Here is a 19,940-nt window from a genome sequence, read left to right on the forward strand (position 1 = left end):
CCCTACTCCCTTCTCCGGCGGGCATGCGCGAGCAGGATGGAGGCCAGCGACGGGACATGGCACGCGGCGCGGTCGAGGGGCCGCAGCGGGCGCGGCACATCGTGATACGGCGCGCCGGCGATCCGTACGACATCGAAGCCGGACGCGGTGAGAAAGCCACGGAGCGCCCGGGCGGTGTAGAGGCGCAGATGGCCGACGACCTGGGTGCCGGGCCGGCCGTGGACATGTCGCATGCTCACCTCCGAGAAGACGGGCTGGACCCCGGCGAGCAGGAGTCCGCGGTTGTACCAGGCGGCGAGATTGGGGGTGGAGAGCATCAGATGACCGCCGGGGCGCAGCACCCGGCGCAGTTCGTCCAGGGCCGCGTCGGGGTCGACGAGATGCTCGACGACCTCGCCGAAGAGGACGGCGTCGGCGGAGCCGGTCGCGAACGGCAGCCCGCCGTCCGTCAGTTCACCGCGTACCGCATACGGGACACGGGTCGCGGCGCGGCGCAGCGCGTCCTGCGACCAGTCGACGCCGACCAGCCGGTGACCGGCGAGGACGCCCGCGGCGGTGGCGGCCGCGGTGCCGTCGCCGCAGCCGATGTCCAGGATGGTCGCGGCCGGCGTCCCGGTGCGTACCGGGCCCAGGGCGCGGGCCAGCAGCAGGGCCTGCCGTCGGCTGCGGGCATCACCGGAGGCGACCGGCACGGCGGGGTTCTCGTAGAAGTCGCGCAGTCCGGCGGGGGTCGGCGCGGGGCCGGGGGAAGGAGGAGCGGTCGGGGGACGGGTCATCGGGCGCCTCCTTCGGCCCGGGGCGCGGGCGGAGTCGGGGGTGGGGCCCAGGCGGTGGCGGCGAGCGAGCTCTCGAAGAGCTCGCCCAGCCGGGCGCCGGCCGCGTCGTCCAGGAGGGCGTGCGACCAGCGCAGCGCGAGCTGGACGCGGCCGCCGACGGAGACGGTGGTGACGGTCAGCCCGCGCGGCATCCGGGCCGGGGCGGAGAACCACACCGCGGTCGGGCGGCCCGCGTCACCGAAATCCAGCGGGTAGGGGATACGGCCGATGTTGGAGAGGAGCGTGGTGGACGTCCAGGGGGCGGCGACGGTACGCAGCGCGCGGGTGACCGCCCCGCGCAGTCCGACGGGCAGTACGGGAGCGGTCAACAGCGCTCCGGCGAGCCCGAGTTGGGATCCGGTCGTGGACTTGAGGGCGCGGGTGCGGGCGGCCGTACGACGCAGCAGCCGGGCCACCGCGCCGGGGTCGGGCGGGTCGGCGGTGAGCAGCTCGGCGTCCCGGCGTTCCTCGGGGCCGAAGCCCACCGAGACCAGCCGGGTGCCGTTGCCGATGGGCATGTCCGCCCCGCGCGGGCGGTCGTCCACGGGCATGGTGACGACGACGGGGGAGGCGGGGACATCGTGCAGCCGGTTCCAGCGGGCCGCCATCAGACAGGTGGCGACGAGAAGTTGATCGTTGACGGTGTAGCGCGCCCGGCCGTCGACGCGCGGCGGCCGGGCGGGAACGGGGAGCTCGGTGATGAGCATGCCGTTGTCGGTGAGGGGGTTGGTGCCGGTCTTGGTGCCGGTGTTGATGGCGGTGTTGGTGGGGGGCTGGATGAGGTCGCTGTGCTCCTGCCACCGGCTGCGCTCCCGGTCGTGGCCGACGCCCTGCGCGTGGCTGTGCTCCTGCCGCTGGCTGGGGTCCTGTTCGTGGTCCTGGTTCTGCTCGCGGCGGTCGTTCGGCGTGTGGTCGGGGGCGAGGCGGGCCGGGCGGGCGAGGCCGTGTCCGGGGCCCGCGGCGTCTCCGGGGCGGTTCCGGTCCCCGGCGGGTCCGGTGGCGCGTACGGGCGGCGGGGCCGGGGAGTTGTCCGCGCCCCCGTACAGCTCGGCGGCGGTGGCCAGCACACGGAGGCAGGCCGGGCCGTCCAGCGCGGTGTGGTTGATGGCGAGGAACAGTACGGTGCCGTCGGCCGCCCCCGGGCGTTCGATCACCTCCAGCCGCACGGGCGGCGACGCGTCCAGGGGCGGGCAGCCCGCGAGCGCGCGTTCCCGGGCCCGTACCAGCGCGTCCGGGCCGGGTGGCGGGAAGACGACCGGGTCCACATCCGGGGCGGCGGTGAGCTCCCACTCGTAGCGGCGGCACCACCGGCGGACGGGGGCCTGGCGCATCAGGACGCGGGGGTGCCGGGTGAGCGCCTGGTGGAACGCGGCGCGCAGGCGCGCAGGGTCGACCCGCCCCGGGAGGTGCACCTCGATGTGGACGGTCTCCGGCTCGTCGTCCTGGAGGCAGTGCCGCGCGATCTCGTCGACGACGGGGAAGGGGACGCGGGCGAGGACGGGTTGGCGGGCCGTGGCCGTCGGCGGGCCGCCGGACGGTTCGTGCCGGGCCGGTTGCAGTGCGGTCATCAGCTGGTCTCCTCCCCGCTGCCGCCGGGGCGGACGGGGCCGTCGGGGCCGTCGTCCCGAGCCCGGTCGGCACCGCCCGGCCGCCTCCGGTCGGCCCAGTCCGGCCCGCCGGACCGCGTCCGCCCCTGGGCCACGATCGGCCGCCCGGCCTCGGCCGGCACACCCGCCCTGGACGGGCCGCGCCGCGCCGGTCCGCCCCGCGTCCCGGCGCTCCCGGTTGACCGCCCGGCGTCTTCGTCCCGGCCGCCCGGCTCCCCGTGCCCCGTCCCGCCGTCCCGCCGCCGACGGGGCAACGGTGGTGCGGGTGGAGGCGACGGCGGCGCGTATGGACCGGACGACGGGGGTGACGGGGACGAGGTCGGCGCGTACGGACCGGATGACGGGCGCGACGGGAACGACGGAGACGCATACGGACCGGACGACGCCGGCGAGAGGCCCGGATCAGGCATCTCCGCCGGGCCGTCCGCGACCGCGCCCCGTCCCGTCGGCCGGTGCCGCACCGGTACGGTCACCACTGCCGCCGCGAGCGCCAGCAGGGCCAGCGCCTGGGCGGTCCCGCTGAACGCGCCCTCGCCGGCGGCGGCCGGCCCGCCCGCGCCGAGGGCCGCCGTAGCGCCCGCGCCCAGCATGGCGAGGAAGGCGAGCGGCAGCAGCAGGTCCGGCCGGAAGCGGGCGAGCAGCGCCAGCAGCGGCACGATCAGGGCGTACGGCCCCGCTGCCATCGCCACCACCACGGTGAGCGCCAGCGTGCCCAGCACCCAGGACGGCGCGGGCGGGGCCTGCGCGTCCGGTGGCGGGGTGCGCGGGGTGCGCCGGACGAGGGCGGAGACGATCAGCAGTGCGATGCCCAGGGCGCCGCCGATCAGGCCGAGGTGGTAGGCGGTGGCCGGTTCGTAGAACAGCTCGACGGTGCCGCCCGCGCCCGCCGGGACGAGGAAGCCCTGCTGCCAGCCGTCCAGGCGGAGGGGCGTCAGTTCCCGGCCGTTGAGGGTGGCGCGCCAGCCGTCGTTGGCGTTCTCGTACATCTGGAGATAGGCGGCCCTGCCCGCTCCGACGGCGACGGTGCGGCGATCGCCCGCCCAGTCCCGGGCGGTGACGTCACGTACCGGAGACGCAACCGTGGAAGCAGCCGAGGACGCCCCGGGTGCCCCGGCCCCCTCCCCCCTCCGCAGCGTCACATCCGTCAGGGCCAGTGGGCCCTGGTCACCGGCCTCCACCCGGTGCTGCCCGGACGGCAGTTCCAGGTGGCCGTCGCGGGCCTCGCCGGCACACAACTCCACCTCGACCGGGCGGCGTTCGGTGAGATCGCGGACGTGTCCGGAGGCGCGCGTGGCGTGCAGTACGCCGTCGACGGCGAGCATCGGGCCCTGGCCGCAGCCGACCGAGAAGCGTTCGTCGGCCGGCGGCCGCGGGGTGCGGTAGGCGTCCAGCGCCGGGAGATGGACCTCGCTGAGGCCCACCGGCAGCTGGAGGGCCTGCCCGGCGACGGGGTTGTGCAGGGTCAGCGGCTTGACCTTGCTGATGGTGATGTCGAGGCGGTCGGTGGTGATCGGGTCGAAGCGGGCCTGGCCGTTCTCGTCGACGCCCGCGGTGGCCGCGCCGTCGGGCGAGTTGATCAGTATCTGCTCGGGCCGGGTGGAGATCCCGCCGGCCGCGGCCAGCACGATCTGGTCGATCTTCTTCTTGCCGGGCCAGCGCAGATGGAGCGTGGGCCGGTCGCCCGCGATCCAGGCGGTGGTCAGATCGCCGTCGACGAGGTTGCGGGGGCTGAGCGACGGGCCGAAGCCGAAGCCGGTGGAGTCGGCGGTGGCGGTGATCCGGTCCTTCTGCCCGGGTGCGATCCGGTCCAGCAGCCGGTCGAGTTCGGGTCCGGGGACGGCCACCGCCTTGCCGGAGATCTCGTAGGACGCGCCGGTGCGCGTACGGAACTGGCGGTGCAGCCCGTTCTCGGCGGAGACCGGGGAGAGTCCGCCGGGATCGCTGCCCCGGTGGAGGGAGACGGTCTCGGCGGGGGCGCCGGAATCCTGTGCGTCGGCGGGGAGTTGGAGGAGACGGGTGACCTGCACGCCGGGGACGGAGACCTCCGCGAAGCCGGCGCCGGAGAGGCCGGCGCGCGGGGTCTGCGAACCGAGGATGGTGACCTTCAGCCAACGCGCCTTCCCGGCCGGGGCCTTGACCTGCTGCGGGGACCCGTCGGGCCGCAGCGGGCTCTCGGCGCTGCCGCGGTCGGTCTGGACGCGTACGGAGGTCGGGGCGGCGCGCAGACCGTCGCCGGGCAGCGGAGTGAGCGAGATCGACGACGGGACGGTCGTCGGCCGGGTGAAGGCGATCTGCACCCACTGGCCCACGGGGTCGCCCGCGCTGCCCTCCGCCCAGGCGGTGTCCGGGTTGCCGTCGAAGGCGTTCACCGGGTCGTACTGCGGCAGGTGGAAGAGCCAGTTGCCGCTGGTGGAGGCGGTGACGGAGCGGGCGCCGCGGAGTACCGCGGTGGTCTGGTGCGCGATGCCGGAGGTGGGCAGGATCTGCCGGGGCGGCCGGCCGGGGTCCTGGACGCTGTCGGGATGGTTGGTCTCGTCGGCCGTGTACGTGTACGACGTATTGCTGTTGACCAGGCCGAAGCGGGTGTCGGCGCGGCGCAGGCCGTCGGCGGTGAGCTGGAGCGACGGGGTGCCGATGCCGGGGTGATGGTCGCCGGCCAGGATGGTGGGGCGGGAGCGCAGGGCGGGGTCGGCGGACAGCTGGAGGAGGGCCTCCGGGCCGCCGCTGAGCCGTGCGGTGTCCGCGACGGACTTGGCGGTGACCGGGCCGGGCTCCGGAGTGTCGCGGGGCTCGTAGATCTCGACGGAGCGCTGGCGCGGGTAGAGGCCCTGGATCTGCGGCGGTGTCCCGGCGGGGATCCTCCCCCCGGTGGTCAGCGGGCCGAAGGCGGCCACCTTGCGGTAGCCGGATGCCTCCAGGGTGCGTGCGACGGTCTGCGGTGGGACGTAGCCGATCTGGTCCGGATCGAGATCGTTGCGTACGACCACGTCGTGGATCCCGGCACGGCCCAAGTGGTCGCGCAGGCCGGGGACGTGGGCGCCGGTCAGCAGGGCCTGTTCGACGGCGTCCAGGGCGCGGCGGGAGCCCGGGGTGCCGAACGGGACGAAGTCACGCTGCGCCCAGGGGGACCGGGCGAGGACGTCCAGGGGCTGGTCGATCGGCGAGCCCCAGGTGTAGATGCCGTGTGCGGTGGCGGGGACGACCAGGGCCCGGTTGTCGGGGGTGTGGGTCCTGAGCCAGTCGGCGGTCCGCTCCCAGTAGCCGGGGAGTTTGGTGAAGGCGCCGGGCTGGAGGACGCTGCCGGTCAGGAAGGGGAGGGCGAGGGCGGGCAGGACGAGGAAGGCGGTGAGGAGCGGGAGCCGGCGGCGGGCGGGAACGCGGCGGGTGCCCCGGCGTTCCGCGACGACCTGGAGCAGATGCGCCAGCCCGAGGGTGAGCGCCAGGGCGAGGCCGGGGGCGAATTTGTAGATGTTGCGGAACGGGCGCAGCCAGCCGTTCAGCCAGTCCTGCCACAGGCCGTGTGCGGGGCCGCCCAGCGCACCGCCGTATCCGGCCAGCGTGATGAGCGCCACGGCCAGCACGGTCAGCAGCAGCCAGCGCCGCTCGGGCAGATCGCGGCGGGCCAGTCCGGCCAGGCCGAGCGCGGCGGCCAGCGCGGAGCCGAGCACCGCGAACGCGTTGGCCGTCATGGTCAGACCGGCCGGCAGCCAGGGTTCGCCGAAGTTGAGATAGCCGACCCAGTTGCCCGCGCCGCGCAGCAGCTCGGTGGCGGACATGGTGCCGGTGGTGGTGTCGGCCTGCTCGATGAACGGCATGAAGTCCTCGCCGTGGATGCCCAGCAGGAGCAGCGGTACCACCCACCAGGCGGTGGCCAGCAGCACACCGGGGATCCACCAGGCCAGCAGCTTCGGGCGGCGCGGCCCCGTACGGGAGAGCAGATACAGGCCGACGGGTAACAGCGAGGCCAGCGTCGAGGCCGCGTTGACACCTCCCATGAAGGGGATCAGCAGTGCCGAGCGGGTGGCCGCGATTCGGGCGCTGACCTGTGCGTTCGTCAGTGGCAGCAGCACCCAGGGCAGCAGCGCGCCGGGCAGCGCGGCCGCGGAGGTGGAGCCGATGACGATGGTGAACGTCGGCCACAGGGCGTAGCAGGCGGCGGCCATCGTCCGGGACGGCGCGGTGCCGAAGCTCAGCCGTTCGGCCAGTCGCAGCGCGCCCCAGAACGCGGCGGTCACGATCAGCGACATCCACAGCCGCTCGGCCAGCCAGACGGGGAGGTGCGCCAGATCCGTCAGGCCGTAATACGGGAGGGTCGGGAAGGCATAGCCGACGTACTGGTCCGCGATACCGCCGAAGCCCGCCCGGTCGTGCCACAACTGCCCGAGGTCGCCAAGGAACCGCCAGGGGTCCGTCGTCACGCCCAGCTTGGTCTCGAAGGTCATCTTCCCTGGTGAGGGGGCCAGAAAGCCGACCAGGGTGAGCGCCCAGAACCCGAACAGCCAGCGCCTGCCACGAGGTTGGCCGGACGGCGGGGCGGACGTGGACGTGTCCCCGGTGTCGGGCGATCCCGGGGACATGGACGGTTCGAGGGTCTGGGTCATGACAACCGCCGGGGGACGAGGGGCGGCCGGCCGGGGAAGCGGAGCAAGGTCATGCCAGCCGCCGGAGGATGAGGAGGAGGTTCCAGGTGGCGAACTCGCGGACGCCGGGGAGGCGGGGAATGGTCTCGGCGAGGAACGGTGCATAGCGCGAGCGGGCCGACACGACGGCGATGTCGTCGCGGGCGCGCACCTGACGCAGGGTGGGGCCGATGTGCACGGTGAAGAGGTTCTCGCCCAGGGTGTGCTTGGCCGGCCGGCCGGTGCGCCGCCGGTAGCGGGCACGGGCCCGCTCGGCCCCCAAGTAGTGCCAGGGCGCGGTCTCATGGCCGCCCCAGGGGGACAGCCAGTTGGTGAAGGACACATAGATCAGCCCGCCGGGGCGGGTGACCCGGACCAGTTCGCTCAGGAAGGTCCGTGGGTCGGCGACGTGCTCCAGCACGTTGGACGAGAAGCAGACATCGGCGGCGCCGTCGGCCAGCGGCAGCAGATAGCCGTCCGCGACCACCGCCCCCTCGGGGACCCGGCCGCGGGCGGTCAGCTCCGCCGTATCGGGCTCGAAGAGATAGCCGTGCGCGCCGCGGCGCCGGAACTCCTCGGTGAAGTGCCCGCTGCCGCCGCCGATGTCGGCGACCACCGCGCCCTTCAGCGGGATATGGCGTTCGACCTGGTCGGCGGCGTCGCGGGCGAGCAGCCGGTAGCACTGTTCCGGTTCGGCCTGTTCCCGGAGGAAGGCCCGGAAGAGGGCGTAGGACCTGCGGAGCGAGGGGTCGCGCACCGGTGCCTCACCGCCTGCGGAGCGTGTTGACGAACGCCTCCGCGGCGACCGCCCGGAAGCTGCGGACCGTATGGCTCCATCGGAAGCGGGCGGCGCGCTCCGCGGCGGCCGCGGCCAGGGCGTCCCGGCGGCGGCCGCTGAGGGCGAGGGTGCACCAGTGCGCGGCGAACGCGCTCTCGCCACGGGCCAGCAGACCGGTGACGCCGTCCTCCACGGAGTCGCGCAGGCCGGGGATGTCGAAGCCGACAGCGGGGGTCCGGCGCGCGGCGGCCTCCATGACCACCAGGCCCCAGCCCTCGACGAGCGAGGGGTGCAGCAATACCCACGCAGAACAGAGAAGTTGGTGTTTACGCTGCTCGGATATGTGGCCGGTGAAGGTGACATCGGGGCCGGCCATCGCCGTCAGCCGCGCCCGCTCCGGCCCGTCGCCGACGATCACGATCCGGCCGCCGGTCACCGGGCGCACCCGCTCCCACAGACGCAGCAGCAGATCGATGCGCTTGTACTCGACGAGCCGCCCCATGGCCAGGAAAAGCGGTTCCGGCGCCTTCGGCACGAGCGGTCCGGGCTCTTCGACACCGTTGTGGACCAGGCGGATACGGTCCGGATCCACGCCGAGGCCGTGCAGCGCGGACGCCGTCGAATCCGAGACGGCGACCATCAGGTTGCGGCGGTGGGTACCGGCCAGCGCCCAGTGCTCCAGACGGCGGCCGAGCCGGGCGGCGGGCCCCGGATAGCGCATCCGCCACAGGTCCGTATGGACGTGGTTGACCAGGCACAGTGTCGGGCCACGGTGCCACAGCGGCGCCAGATACGGCATCCCGTTGCACACCTCGACCAGCAGATCGCAGGCGCCGACCCGGCGGGCCAACTGGCGGGGCGCACGCAGGAAATGACCGGCGTCGCCGCCCGCGGACACCACGCGGTAGTTGCGGATGGGGGCACCTCCCTGCTCGAGCGGAGCCGAGAGCTTGGGGGAGGCCGGTCCGCCGCACAGCAGGGTGACCTCGTGGCCGTGTGCGGTGAGCCCTTCGGCGATCCGGTCCACCAGGAGCTCGGAACCGCCGGCGGCGGCGTTCCCGAGGTCGCGGCGGGCCAGGAAGACGATACGGCGGGGAAGCGGGGGCGGCCCGGACGAGGGGGGTGCGGGCAGGGGGGACGGCGGGGGTGGTGCGAGGGGCGGTGACGGTGGTACGTGCTGGGGCATGTGCGCTCCAACTCGTCTCAGGGTGCGGTACCAGCGGTGGGGGACGTACTGCGCTGAGTCGTTCGGGGCTGTGCTGCATCATGCTGCGGTGCTGGACGTGCTACCGGGCCGGCGTCCGGAGGTACTGCGGTGCCGACGCGCGGAACCTACTGGTGCTCGGGTGTTGCCGAACTGCCGTATTGCTCGGGTGTTGCCGTGGTGGCGCTGAAGGTATGTCCGTGTTGCCGAGGTATTGACGTTCTGCTGCGGTGCCGTTGCCGTGGTGTTTCGGAATTCTGCCGACTGGAAGCACGGTCGTCTGCGTGTGGGGTGGATAGTTTTCGCCGCCGTGTTCGATACGGCTACTCACCGGGATGACAAGTCCGGGGTCCGTCCTCGCTGACGGATCCGCACTTCGCTCAGGGCCTGCCGATCCGCCTCCCCCACGTTCTCGGCCGCTCCCCCACGTTCTCGGCTCCGCTCGAACAGGGGCGACCCCCATGACCAGGGAGGTGCCCCCATCCGCGCACCACCAACACCACGCCCACCAGCGCAAGCACGCCGCCCGCCGCCGCGGCGCCCACCGGGAGCCTCTCCCCGACCAGCGCCAGCTTGTCGCTGTCGGCCTTCGCCAGCGCCACCTGGGCCCGCTGCGTCGCGGGCGTGAACTGGAGGTGCTCGCCGTCCAGCAGCGTCACCGCGTCGCGCCGGGCACCCGGCGCCCGCAGCGTCTTGCGCGGCGAGATCGAGGCATGGATGATCCGGCCGGTGCGCCGCTCGACGACCAGCTCGATCCCGGAGTTCGCATACCACTCCTCGGCCTGGATCTGGCCCTGCGTCGGCCGCCCGACCAGCCGGCCGGGAACCTGCCGGCTGCCGGTCCGGGTGGGCCGTACGGTCCCGGTGAAGCGATAGCCCCGGTACCCCTGGATCGTCTTCGTCCCGGCGAAGCGGAGCGGCACTGCGGCGCCCAGTGTGTTGTCCCACCAGCGGTAGCTCTTCTTCTGCACATCAAAGGGGAATTTGAGGTACGCATCCCCGTCGAAGCGGGTCGGGGCCTCCTCGCAGCAGTGCACCGGGGCATTGCTGCGCCGGTCGACGACCCAGCGTTCGGTGGTCCACTGGAACGCCTTCCGCGGATCCTTCAGGGCCAGCGTCTTCGGGGTGTCGACCGTCGTGGAGACATCCCACACGGCCCGCCCGCTCGCCAGGCTCGCCGGGACGTCGCCCAGCACATGGCGGGTGATGGTGATCTTCTGCCGCTCCCTGGTCTTGAGTGACGTGGTGTCGAAGTAGGCGCCGCGTCCGGTGAAGACCGTGGTGACATCGACATCGACCGGGGTGACCTTGGCCCGCGGCTCGACGTACCAGGCCAGCATGGGCGCGAGGACCAGCAGGAAGACGCCGAGACCCAGCAGGACCAGCGACAGGGGCGAGGCGGTGACCGGGACTCCGGCCCGCTCGGACCGGGCCGAACGGTCGGGGCTCGTACCGGAATTACGCATAACGAGCACTCCTGGAAGCGGTGGGGGACACGCCCTGGTGCACGTGCGGCGTCGACTGACGCGCCATGGGCCGGGAAGGTAAGCGAACACTTGACAGGGCGTCAATGCCCTTCCAGACTCGGCAAGCACCACGACTGACGTGGTGCCGCGCTGTGGGAACGCGGCATCGAGCCGGACCCGTGGGCGCAATCCGCCCCGGGCCGGACCGTGTGCCGTACCAACTCGACGGAGGCCGACAAACGGCCTCCGCCATCGACGAAGGGGCTCGCCGCGCCATGCACCGAATGCTCGCCGCCGTCCTGACCGCGCTGGCCGCCGCCGCCCTCGCCGTGGGCGCCGGGTGCGGCATCGTCGCCGCCCTGGAAGTGCCTCCCGAACAGCCCAATGTGCCGCTGGTGACCTTCGACCGGACCGGCGAGTAGGGGGCCGGGCGTGACGAGACCGGGTATGACGAGGCGGGTCTCGGGCAGTGCGTCACCGGCCGGGCGTGGTGACGGGGGACGGGGTGTGGTGACCGCCGTCCGCTCGGCCTGGCGGGAGGTCCCGCCCTACCAGGTGCGGCGGTTCGCCGCCCTGGCCATGGACGAGGTGCCCACCCTGGCGCAGGACATCCTGCGGGAGATCCGTCACGAGTACCCCCAACTGCCCCTCATCCCGGATGAGTTCGGAGAGCCGCAGGCGCTGGTCGGCATCCGGCAGTCGCTGGAGCACTTCGTGGAGCACATGACGGCCGGGCTGGACCGCCCGCATGTCCACCCGCGTGTCTTCCAGGACTTCGGCCGCGGCGAGGGCATACAGGGCCGCAGCCTGGACGCCCTCCAGGCCATCTACCGGCTCGGCGTACGGCTGGCCTGGCGGCGGCTCGCCGAGATCGGCCAGCAGGTCGCCATCCCGGCCCCGGCGATGTACGAACTCGCCGAGTCCGGCTTCGAGTACCTCGACGGACTGGTCGCCGAATCCGTACGCGGCTACGCCGAGGCCGCCGCCCGGCAGGCGGGCGAGCGGCTGAGGCTGCAACGCCGCCTGATGGAGCAGCTGTTCGCGGGCGATTCGGAGGTGGCTGCGCGCGGCGAGGGGTGCGGGGTGCGGCGGCAGCGACGGGACAGCGGCGGACCGGCGAGCGTCGCCGACGACGCGGGTGATCCGGTGCCCGCGCTCGCCGAGGTCGCCGCCCGGGTCGGCTGGCCGCTGCCCGAGCGGGTGGCGGTCGCGGTGCTGATGCGCCCGGCCCGGGAGGCGGTGGCGCCCGCCGTCGCCTCGGACGTCCTGCTGGACATGGAGTGCGAACGGCCGCGGATGGTGGTGCCGGAACCGGACGCCCCGGGGCGGAGGGAACTGCTGGCGCGCGCGGCGGCCGGCTGGTCGGGCGCGATCGGGCCCGTCGTACCGCTGCCGGACGCCGCGAAGTCGCTGCGCTGGGCCGGGTCCGCGGTCGGCCTGATAGAGCGCGGAATGCTGCCCGCGGGCGAGCTGCTGCAGTGCACCGAGCACACCGAGGCACTGGTCCTGCTGCCGCCCGAGGAACTGATCGACGACCTCACCCGCCGCCGTCTCGCGCCGCTGACCCGCTGCGGCCCCACCCACGCCCGCCGGCTCGCGGAAACCCTGCTCGCCTGGCTGGAAACCCGCGGCGGCGCCCCCGAGGTCGCCGCCCGGCTCGGCGTCCATCCCCAGACCGTGCGCTACCGGCTGCGCCAGATACGGGAGTTGTGGGGCTGCGAGATGGACGACCCGGACCGCCGCTTCGAACTGGAACTGGTGTTACGGGCACGGAGGTTACGGGGGGAGTTGGGGTAGGGGGCGGCGGCCCGTCCCACGCCCCGCCCGCGGCAGCGTCAGCTGAAATCGAGGTCGCCGGTACGCGTCCGCTTCAGCTCGAAGAACGTGTCGTATCCGGCGAGGAGCCGGGCGCCGTCGAAGGCCCGTGCCGCCTCCTCGCCGCGCGGGATGGCCGTCAGGAGCGGGACCCAGCCCTCGTCCAGCAGTGCGCGGTACTTCGAGGGGAGGTCCTCACGGCCCTCGTTGAGCACCGAGAGGCTCATCACCCGGAAGCGCAGATCCAGCTCCCGGTGCCGCTCACCGGCTCGGGCCGACGCGCCTCCTCGGGGCGGCGCACCCACTCGGGCCGACGCATCTGCCCGGCTGACGCGCCTACTCGGGCGCGATGCCCAGCATCCGCTGGAGCAGCTCCTTGAGCAGCGTCCGCTCGGCGACGGTCAGCTGGCCGAGGGGCTCTCGCGCGAAGTCCAGCGAGGTGCGCAGCCGCTCGGCGGTGCGCTCGCCCTCGGCGGTCGGGGCGGCCAGTTTGACGCGGCGGTCGGCCGGGTCGGGGCGGCGCTCCACCAGACCGCGGGACTCCAGACGGTCCACGATGCCGGTGATGTTCGACGGCTCGCACCTCAGGCGCTGCGCGACCCTGCGCATCGGCAGCGGCTCGACGCAGAGCAGGCTCAGCACCCGCGCCTGGGCCCCGGTGAGGGAGTGCTCGGCCGCGGCGTGCTCGTACTCCTCGTAGTAACGGGCGACGACGGTGCCGATGAGGTCGACGACCTCGACGGTCAAGGGGTCTGCGCGCGGAGTCATACACAGGAGGATACCCACATGCTTGACAACATGAAATATCGGGAGCATGATTGTTTCAGAACCTGAAACATTAGGAGGATGGCGCTATGCCCGCACTGCCCACGACCAGCCGCGAATGGCACCTCGTCGCCCGCCCGCACGGCTGGCCCACCCCGGAGGACTTCGCGCTGCGCGAGGCCGCGGTGCCCGAGATCGGAGAAGGCCAGATCCTCGTCCGCAACCAGCACTTCTCCGTAGACCCGTACATGCGCGGCCGGATGAACGATGTGCAGTCGTATGTCCCGCCGTTCCAGCTGGACCAGCCGATGGACGGCGGCGCGGTCGGCGAGGTCATCGCCTCGCGCGACGATTCCTACGCCGTCGGCGACCACGTCCTGCACGGCCTGGGCTGGCGCGAGTACGCGGTGCTGGACGCCGAGCGCGCCGCGAAGGCGGATCCCTCGCTGGCTCCGCTCACCGCCTACCTCGGTGTGCTGGGCATGCCCGGCCTGACCGCCTACGCGGGCCTGCTGGAGGTCGCCTCCTTCAAGGAGGGCGACGCCGTCTTCGTGTCCGGCGCGGCCGGCGCGGTGGGCAGTGAGGTCGGCCAGATCGCCAAGCTCAAGGGCGCTTCCCGGGTCATCGGCTCCGCCGGCTCCGACGAAAAGGTCAGGCTCCTGGTGGAGGAGTACGGCTTCGACGCCGCCTTCAACTACAAGAACGGCGATGTCACCAAGCAGCTCAAGGAGGCCGCGCCGGACGGCATCGACGTCTACTTCGACAACGTCGGCGGCGACCACCTCGAAGCGGCCATCAGCGCGCTCAACGTCCACGGCCGCGTGGCGATCTGCGGCATGATCTCGATGTATAACGCCACCGAGCCGTCCCCGGCACCGCGCAACCTCGCGTTGGTGATCGGCAAGCGACTGCGCCTGCAGGGTCTGCTGGTGGCCGACCACGCCGACCTGCAGCCGCAGTTCGTCAAGGAGGTCTCCGCCTGGATCCGCTCCGGCGAGCTGAAGTACGACGAGACCAAGATGCAGGGCATCGAGAACGGCGTCGAGGCGTTCCTGGGCATGCTGCGCGGCGAGAACACCGGAAAGATGATCGTGAGCCTGGACGGCTGATGGTTCACGGCTGACAGGCGACGGCGGCAAGGCCGACGGCTGTCGGTCGGCCTGCCGGCCGGCGGGGGAGGAGAGGCAACGCCCCTCGGCCTCACCTCCACCCCCTTGCGCCCGCCCGCTAGGCTCGGCCGCAAGCCGTCGCGATACGTGGGCGCGAGTCGCGGCGAACCACAGGAGGATCTCGTATGTCCATCCAGACCGTCGACGTCGTCTACACCGCCGTCGCCACCGCCGAGAACGGCCGGGACGGCCGCGTCGCCAGCGACGACGGCAGGCTCGACGTGGTCGTCAACCCGCCCAAGGAGCAGGGCGGCAGCGGCGCCGGCACCAACCCCGAGCAGCTCTTCGCGGCCGGGTACAGCGCCTGCTTCCAGGGCGCGCTCAGCGTCGTCGCCCGCCGGGAGAACGTGGATGTCTCCGGCTCCCGGGTGACCGCCAAGGTCGGCATCGGCAAGACCCCGGCCGGCGGCTTCGGCCTCACGGTCGAGATCGCCGCCTCGATCCCGAAGGTCGACGCGGCCACCGCCAAGGACCTCGTGGAGAAGGCGCACCAGGTGTGCCCGTACTCCCACGCCACCCGCGGCAACATCGAGGTCAGGCTGACCGTCGACTGAGACGGCTCCGCCGGAGGCCCGTCCTCAGCACAGTCCGAAGCCGAGGGCCGTACCCCAGCGGGGTGCGGCCCTCGGCCGTTCGTGGGGGACGACACCCCGACGCCTCTTCCGTGACATGGGACACATTGCCGATGTCTTGACGCATCCACCGTGTAATCGATTTCGTGAAGGCTTGCAGGAACTCGCGAAATCGATTACACGGAGCGGCGACGGCGCCATGGCGAACATCAAAGACGTGGCGGAGCGGGCGGGGGTCTCCGTCGCCACCGTCTCCCGGGTGCTCAACGGCCGCAGCCCCGTCGCCGAGACCCGTGAGCGGGTGCTCGCCGCCGTCCAGGACCTGGGCTACCGCCCCAACAACGTCGCCCGCGCACTGCGCACCGCACGCACCGGCACGCTCGGCCTGATCATCAGCGACCTCACCAACCCCTTCTTCACCGAGCTGGCGGACGCCGTCGAGGACGAGGCCCGCAGCCTCGGCTACAGCCTCGTCATCGGCAACGCCGGCGAACGCCCCGACCAGCAGGACGACTACATCCGGACCCTGCTGGACCGACGGATCGACGGCCTGCTGGTCAGCTCGGCCGGCACCGGCTCGCCGATGCTCAGCGAGGCCGTCGCCTCCGGTACCCCGCTGGTCCTGCTGGACCGCGCGGTGCCCGGCGTCGACGCCCCCTGCGTACGCGCCGACGGCCGCGCCGCGCTCACCGAGCTCGCCGCCCACCTCGCCGCCCTCGGCCGCCGCCGCCCTGCGATCATCGTCGCCCCGGCCGGCACCCCCACCGGCGACGAGCGCCTGGACCTCTTCCGTACAGCGCTGGCCGCGCACGGCATCGCGCTGCCGGACGAGCGTGTGGGCGCCACCCTCGATCTCCAGCACACCGGCGGCCGCCGGGTGATGAGCGACTTCCTGGACCTGGCCGAGCCGCCGGACGCGGTGCTCGCCACCGACAACCTGATGGCGCTGGGCGCGATGGACGAACTCCGCGCGCGCGGCCTGCGGGTCCCCGACGATGTAGCGCTGGTGGTCTATGACGACGTGCCGTGGTTCGCGCACACCGATCCGCCGCTGACCGCCATCACCCAGCCCACCCGCGAACTGGGCCGGGCCGCCGTGCACACCCTGCTGGAGTGTGTGGAAGACCGCCGTCCCGACTCGGTGCTGCTGCCCGCTCGCCTCGTAGTGCGCCGTTCCTGTGGCGAACCCGGCACCACCGACGGGCGGACCTCCGACTGACGCGTCTCCGAGAACGGACTCCAGACCCACGCGACAACAGAACCCAGAGGCAGACACCCGACAGAGAGGGGCAGCGCATGACCGGCGTCAAAGATGACGTACCGGGCGGCCGCGAACTGCTGCGTGTGGAGGGGGTGACCAAGTCGTTTCCGGGGGTGCGCGCGCTGGACGGGGTGGATCTCAGCCTGCGCACCGGTGAAGTTCACGCCCTCCTCGGCGAGAACGGGGCCGGCAAGAGCACACTCATCAAGATGCTGTCCGGCGCCCACCGTCCCGACGGGGGCCGGATCGTGGTGGCCGGTCAGGAGGTGCACATCCGCTCCGCGCAGGACGCGGCGCGGCTCGGCATCGCCACCATCTACCAGGAGTTCACTCTCGTCCCCGGTCTGACCGTGGCCGAGAACATCTTCCTCGGGCGCCGGCCGCGCACCGCGCTCGGCCTCGTCGACAAGAAGACGATGCGGGCGCGGGCCGCCGAGCTGCTCCAGCGCGTACGGCTGGACGTCTCCTCGGACACCCCGGTCGCCGAACTCGGCATCGCCCGGCTGCAGATGGTGGAGATAGCCAAGGCGCTCAGCCTGGACGCCCGCGTCCTGATCATGGATGAACCGACCGCGGTACTCAGCTCCGAGGAGGTGCAGACCCTCTTCGGCATCGTCCGCGAACTGCGCGCATCCGGCGTCGGCATCATCTTCATCACCCACCACCTCGATGAGATCGGCGCACTCGGCGACCGGGTCACGGTCCTCCGCGACGGCCGCTCGGTCGGTGAGGTACCCGCCACCACCGACGAGGACCGGCTGATCCGGCTGATGGTCGGCCGGGACATCGCCGAGCAGTACCCGCGCCGCCGCCCCGACGAGCCGGGCGCACCCCTGTTGCGGGTGCGCGGTCTGACCCGGCATGGGGCCAAGGGCGCGCGGGGCGCACCGGCCGGACCGGTCTTCGAGGGCGTCGACTTCGAGGTGCGGGCCGGTGAAGTGGTCGGCCTCGCCGGGCTGGTGGGCGCGGGCCGTACGGAGTTGGCGCGGGCGGTCTTCGGCGCGGACCGCTATGACGCCGGGACGGTCGAGGTGGACGGCAAGCAGCTGGCCCGTGGGGACGTACGGGCCGCGATGCGCGCCGGGCTCGGCCTCGTACCGGAGGACCGCAAGGGCCAGGGCCTGGTCCTGGACGCCTCGCTGCAGGACAATCTGACGCTGGCCCGGCTGGACCGCGACGCCCGTGGCGGGTGGGTGGACCGGCGCCGCCAGCGGCGCCAGGCGGCCGCCGTCGCCGGGCAGTTGAAGGTCCGGATGAGCGGCCTCGGCCAGTCCGCCCGCACTCTCTCCGGCGGCAACCAGCAGAAGATCGTCATCGGTAAGTGGCTGCTGGCCGAGGCCCGGCTGCTGATCCTCGACGAGCCGACCCGGGGTATCGACGTCGGGGCGAAGGTCGAGATCTACCAGCTGATCAACGAGCTGACGGCGGCCGGTTGCGCGGTGCTGATGATCTCCAGCGATCTTCCGGAGGTGCTCGGGATGAGCGACCGGGTGCTGGTGATGGCGCAGGGCCGGCTGGCCGGGGAACTCCCGGCCGGGCGGGCCACCCAGGACGCGGTGATGGAACTGGCCGTCCGGGCCCCGAAGTTGGCGGCATCGGTCGGTGCCCCGCAGTCGGCGGCCCCGGGCCCGGCTGCCTCGGCGAACGCCGCCACCGGGACCGTACACACCATGAACAGTCCAGGTCAGAGCGCGATGGAGGGCTCGGATGACTGAGCTGCTGAAAGCCCCTGCGGACATGCCACCGGCCGCCGGCCGGGAGCACGGCCCTGGGCAGTGGTTCATCCGAGCGGTCCTCAGGAACGGCCCGCTCGGCGGACTGATAGCCCTTGTCGTCGTGATGGCGGCGCTGTCCGAGGACTTCCTCAACGGACAGAATCTCCTCAACGTCGGTGTCCAGGCGTCGGTCACCGCGATCCTCGCCTTCGGCGTCACCTTCGTGATCGTCTCGGCCGGTATCGATCTGTCGGTCGGCTCGGTCGCGGCACTGTCCGCCACCGTCGTCGCCTGGGCCGCCACCGTCGAGGGGCTGCCCGTCTGGCTCGCGGTGCTGCTCGGCCTCGCGGTCGGCGGGGCGGCCGGACTGCTCTCCGGCGCCCTGGTCGCCTACGGCAGACTGCCCGCCTTCATCGCCACGTTGGCGATGCTCTCGATCGGCCGCGGCCTGGCCCTGGTCCTCTCCGGCGGCTCACCGATCGCCTTCCCCGGCGGGGTCAGCAGGCTCGGCGACACCCTCGGCGGCTGGCTCCCCGTTCCCGTGCTCGTCATGATCGCCATGGGGCTGGCCGCCGCACTGATCCTGGCCCGTACGTACACGGGGCGCGCGATGTTCGCGATCGGCGGCAACGAGGAGGCGGCCCGCCTCTCCGGCATCGACGTCAAGCGCCGCAAACTGGCTGTCTACGCGTTGTCCGGCCTGTTCGCCGCGGTCGCCGGCATCGTGCTCGCGGCCCGGCTCACCTCCGCGCAGCCGCAGGCCGCCGTCGGCTACGAGCTCGACGCCATCGCCGCCGTCGTGATCGGCGGGGCCAGCCTCTCCGGCGGCTCCGGGAAGGCGTCCGGCACGCTCATCGGCGCCCTCATCCTCGCCGTACTGCGCAACGGTCTCAATCTGCTGAGCGTGTCCGCCTTCTGGCAGCAGGTCGCCACGGGTCTGGTCATCGCGCTCGCCGTCCTGTTGGACACCCTGCGCCGCCGGAGCGCGCGATGAGGGCCGGGACGAAGAGGCTGCCCAGGCCTATGGCGCAGGCGCCGGCCGGGCGTACGACGGAGACGCTGCCCAGGCGTATGAGCAAGGCGCTGCCCAGACGTATGAGGAAGGCGCCGGCCGTGCGGACGAGGACGGCCGCCCGGATCAGGGCATCGCTCGCGGCGGGGCTGGCCGCGACCCTCGCCCTCGGCGTGGCCGGCTGCGACCGCGGCGGCGACACCGACCTCGGCCTCGCCCTCTCCACGCTGAACAACCCGTTCTTCATCGGCATCAAGGAAGGGGCGCAGGCCGAGGCGGACGCCCGCGGTCTGCACATCAACATCACCGACGCCCAGAACGACCCCACCCAGCAGATCAACCAGATGGAGACGTTCACCAGCCAGGACGTCCGGGCGGCGATCATCAACCCGGTCGACTCCGACGCCGCCGTCCCCGCCGTCGGTGTCGCCAACCGGGCCAAGGTGCCCGTCATCTCCCTCGACCGCGGTGTCAACGGCGGCGATATCGGCTCGACCATCGCCTCCGACAATGTGGAGGGCGGCCGTCTCGCCGCCCGGACGCTGGCCGAAGCGCTGGGCGGCAAGGGCAAGGTGGCCTTCCTGGAGGGTCGGCCCGGCACCTCCGCCGCCCGCGAACGCGGCCAGGGCTTCGAGGAAGGCATCAAGGAGTACCCCGGTATCCAGGTCGTCGCCCGGCAGCCCGCCGACTTCGACCGCACCAAGGGCATGGATGTGATGTCCAATATGCTCCAGGCGCACCGCGATATCGGCGGGGTGTTCGCTGCCAACGACGAGATGGCGCTCGGCGCGTCCAAGGCGCTGGGCGGCAGGTCCGGCGCGGAGGTGAAGGTGGTGGCGTTCGACGGCACCCCGGACGGCGTCCGCGCGGTCCGCGACGGCAGCCTCACCGCGACCGTCGCCCAGCAGCCGAAACTCCTCGGCAAGCGGGCGGTGGACTGGGCCCTGAAGGCCGCCCGCGGTGAGAAGCTGCCGAAAACGGTCAAGGTGCCGGTGGTACTGGTGACGGCGGAGAACGCCGCACGGTTCGATGGCTGACGCGACACAGCGCGAAGGCTGACGCCGCGGAATCCGACGGCGAGGACGGCGGTCCGGCCCGGGTGGGCCGGACCGCCCGGAGACACATGGGTGAGAGGGAAAGGG

General features: G+C 72.8%; 14 protein-coding genes and 1 pseudogene. 7 read left to right on the forward strand and 8 right to left on the reverse strand.

The annotated features are described in order from the left end of the window. Positions 1-2 precede the first annotated feature (2 nt). The 6 genes from K9S39_RS29920 to K9S39_RS29945 all read right to left on the reverse strand — a co-directional run bounded on the left by K9S39_RS29920 (position 3) and on the right by K9S39_RS29945 (position 10,489). Positions 3-776: a class I SAM-dependent methyltransferase gene (locus K9S39_RS29920; RefSeq protein ID WP_248866448.1), complete on the reverse strand. Its 774-nt coding sequence runs from the start codon at positions 774-776 to the stop codon at positions 3-5. After that, positions 773-2,383, reverse strand: coding sequence for a condensation protein (locus K9S39_RS29925; RefSeq protein ID WP_248866449.1), 1,611 nt, complete (start codon positions 2,381-2,383; stop codon positions 773-775). Before K9S39_RS29925 ends, K9S39_RS29920 begins: the two co-directional genes overlap by 4 nt. Next, positions 2,383-7,023: an alpha-(1->3)-arabinofuranosyltransferase domain-containing protein gene (locus K9S39_RS29930; protein WP_248866450.1), complete on the reverse strand. Its 4,641-nt coding sequence runs from the start codon at positions 7,021-7,023 to the stop codon at positions 2,383-2,385. Before K9S39_RS29930 ends, K9S39_RS29925 begins: the two co-directional genes overlap by 1 nt. Positions 7,024-7,072: 49 nt before the next feature. Next, on the reverse strand, positions 7,073-7,798 hold the full coding sequence (locus K9S39_RS29935; protein WP_248866451.1) for a class I SAM-dependent methyltransferase: 726 nt from the start codon (positions 7,796-7,798) through the stop codon (positions 7,073-7,075). 7 nt (positions 7,799-7,805) lie between these two features. Next, positions 7,806-9,005 carry a glycosyltransferase family 4 protein gene (locus tag K9S39_RS29940; RefSeq protein WP_248866452.1) on the reverse strand — a complete coding sequence of 400 codons (1,200 nt, stop codon included), beginning with the start codon at positions 9,003-9,005 and terminating at the stop codon, positions 7,806-7,808. 398 nt (positions 9,006-9,403) lie between these two features. Next, a complete protein-coding gene (locus tag K9S39_RS29945; protein WP_248866453.1) occupies positions 9,404-10,489 on the reverse strand; it encodes a DUF3068 domain-containing protein in 1,086 nt (361 codons plus the stop codon). 275 nt (positions 10,490-10,764) lie between these two features. Between K9S39_RS29945 and K9S39_RS29950 the strand changes: the two genes are divergently transcribed. After that, positions 10,765-10,911 carry a hypothetical protein gene (locus tag K9S39_RS29950; RefSeq protein WP_248866454.1) on the forward strand — a complete coding sequence of 49 codons (147 nt, stop codon included), beginning with the start codon at positions 10,765-10,767 and terminating at the stop codon, positions 10,909-10,911. Between the two features lie 85 nt (positions 10,912-10,996). Further along, positions 10,997-12,286, forward strand: a complete 1,290-nt coding sequence (locus K9S39_RS29955; protein WP_248866455.1) for a helix-turn-helix domain-containing protein — start codon at positions 10,997-10,999, stop codon at positions 12,284-12,286. 38 nt (positions 12,287-12,324) lie between these two features. Here the strand turns inward: K9S39_RS29955 and K9S39_RS29960 are convergent, their stop codons facing one another. Together K9S39_RS29960 and K9S39_RS29965 are read right to left on the reverse strand one after the other, a co-directional pair. Further along, the gene (locus tag K9S39_RS29960; protein ID WP_248866456.1) at positions 12,325-12,609 is read right to left on the reverse strand and encodes a mycothiol-dependent nitroreductase Rv2466c family protein; all 285 of its coding nucleotides are present in this window, start codon (positions 12,607-12,609) and stop codon (positions 12,325-12,327) included. A 31-nt stretch (positions 12,610-12,640) separates the two neighbouring features. After that, on the reverse strand, positions 12,641-13,072 hold the full coding sequence (locus K9S39_RS29965) for a MarR family winged helix-turn-helix transcriptional regulator (RefSeq protein ID WP_248866457.1): 432 nt from the start codon (positions 13,070-13,072) through the stop codon (positions 12,641-12,643). Positions 13,073-13,158: 86 nt separating this feature from the next. Here K9S39_RS29965 and K9S39_RS29970 point away from each other — a divergent pair, with 86 nt between their 5' ends. The 5 genes and pseudogenes from K9S39_RS29970 to K9S39_RS29990 all read left to right on the forward strand — a co-directional run bounded on the left by K9S39_RS29970 (position 13,159) and on the right by K9S39_RS29990 (position 19,835). Next, positions 13,159-14,178 (forward strand): NADP-dependent oxidoreductase, encoded by a 1,020-nt coding sequence (locus K9S39_RS29970; RefSeq protein WP_248866458.1) that lies wholly within the window; start codon positions 13,159-13,161, stop codon positions 14,176-14,178. Between the two features lie 185 nt (positions 14,179-14,363). Further along, positions 14,364-14,792, forward strand: coding sequence for an organic hydroperoxide resistance protein (locus K9S39_RS29975; RefSeq protein WP_248866459.1), 429 nt, complete (start codon positions 14,364-14,366; stop codon positions 14,790-14,792). Between the two features lie 217 nt (positions 14,793-15,009). Next, positions 15,010-16,029 carry a LacI family DNA-binding transcriptional regulator gene (locus K9S39_RS29980; RefSeq protein ID WP_248866460.1) on the forward strand — a complete coding sequence of 340 codons (1,020 nt, stop codon included), beginning with the start codon at positions 15,010-15,012 and terminating at the stop codon, positions 16,027-16,029. Between the two features lie 77 nt (positions 16,030-16,106). Further along, the gene (locus K9S39_RS29985; RefSeq protein WP_248866461.1) at positions 16,107-17,786 is read left to right on the forward strand and encodes a sugar ABC transporter ATP-binding protein; all 1,680 of its coding nucleotides are present in this window, start codon (positions 16,107-16,109) and stop codon (positions 17,784-17,786) included. Positions 17,787-17,808: 22 nt separating this feature from the next. Beyond that, a pseudogene (locus tag K9S39_RS29990) lies at positions 17,809-19,835 on the forward strand (ABC transporter permease/substrate-binding protein). Positions 19,836-19,940: the final 105 nt, after the last annotated feature.

It is taken from the genome of Streptomyces halobius (assembly GCF_023277745.1).
GTDB classification, from domain to species: Bacteria; Actinomycetota; Actinomycetes; order Streptomycetales; family Streptomycetaceae; genus Streptomyces; species Streptomyces halobius.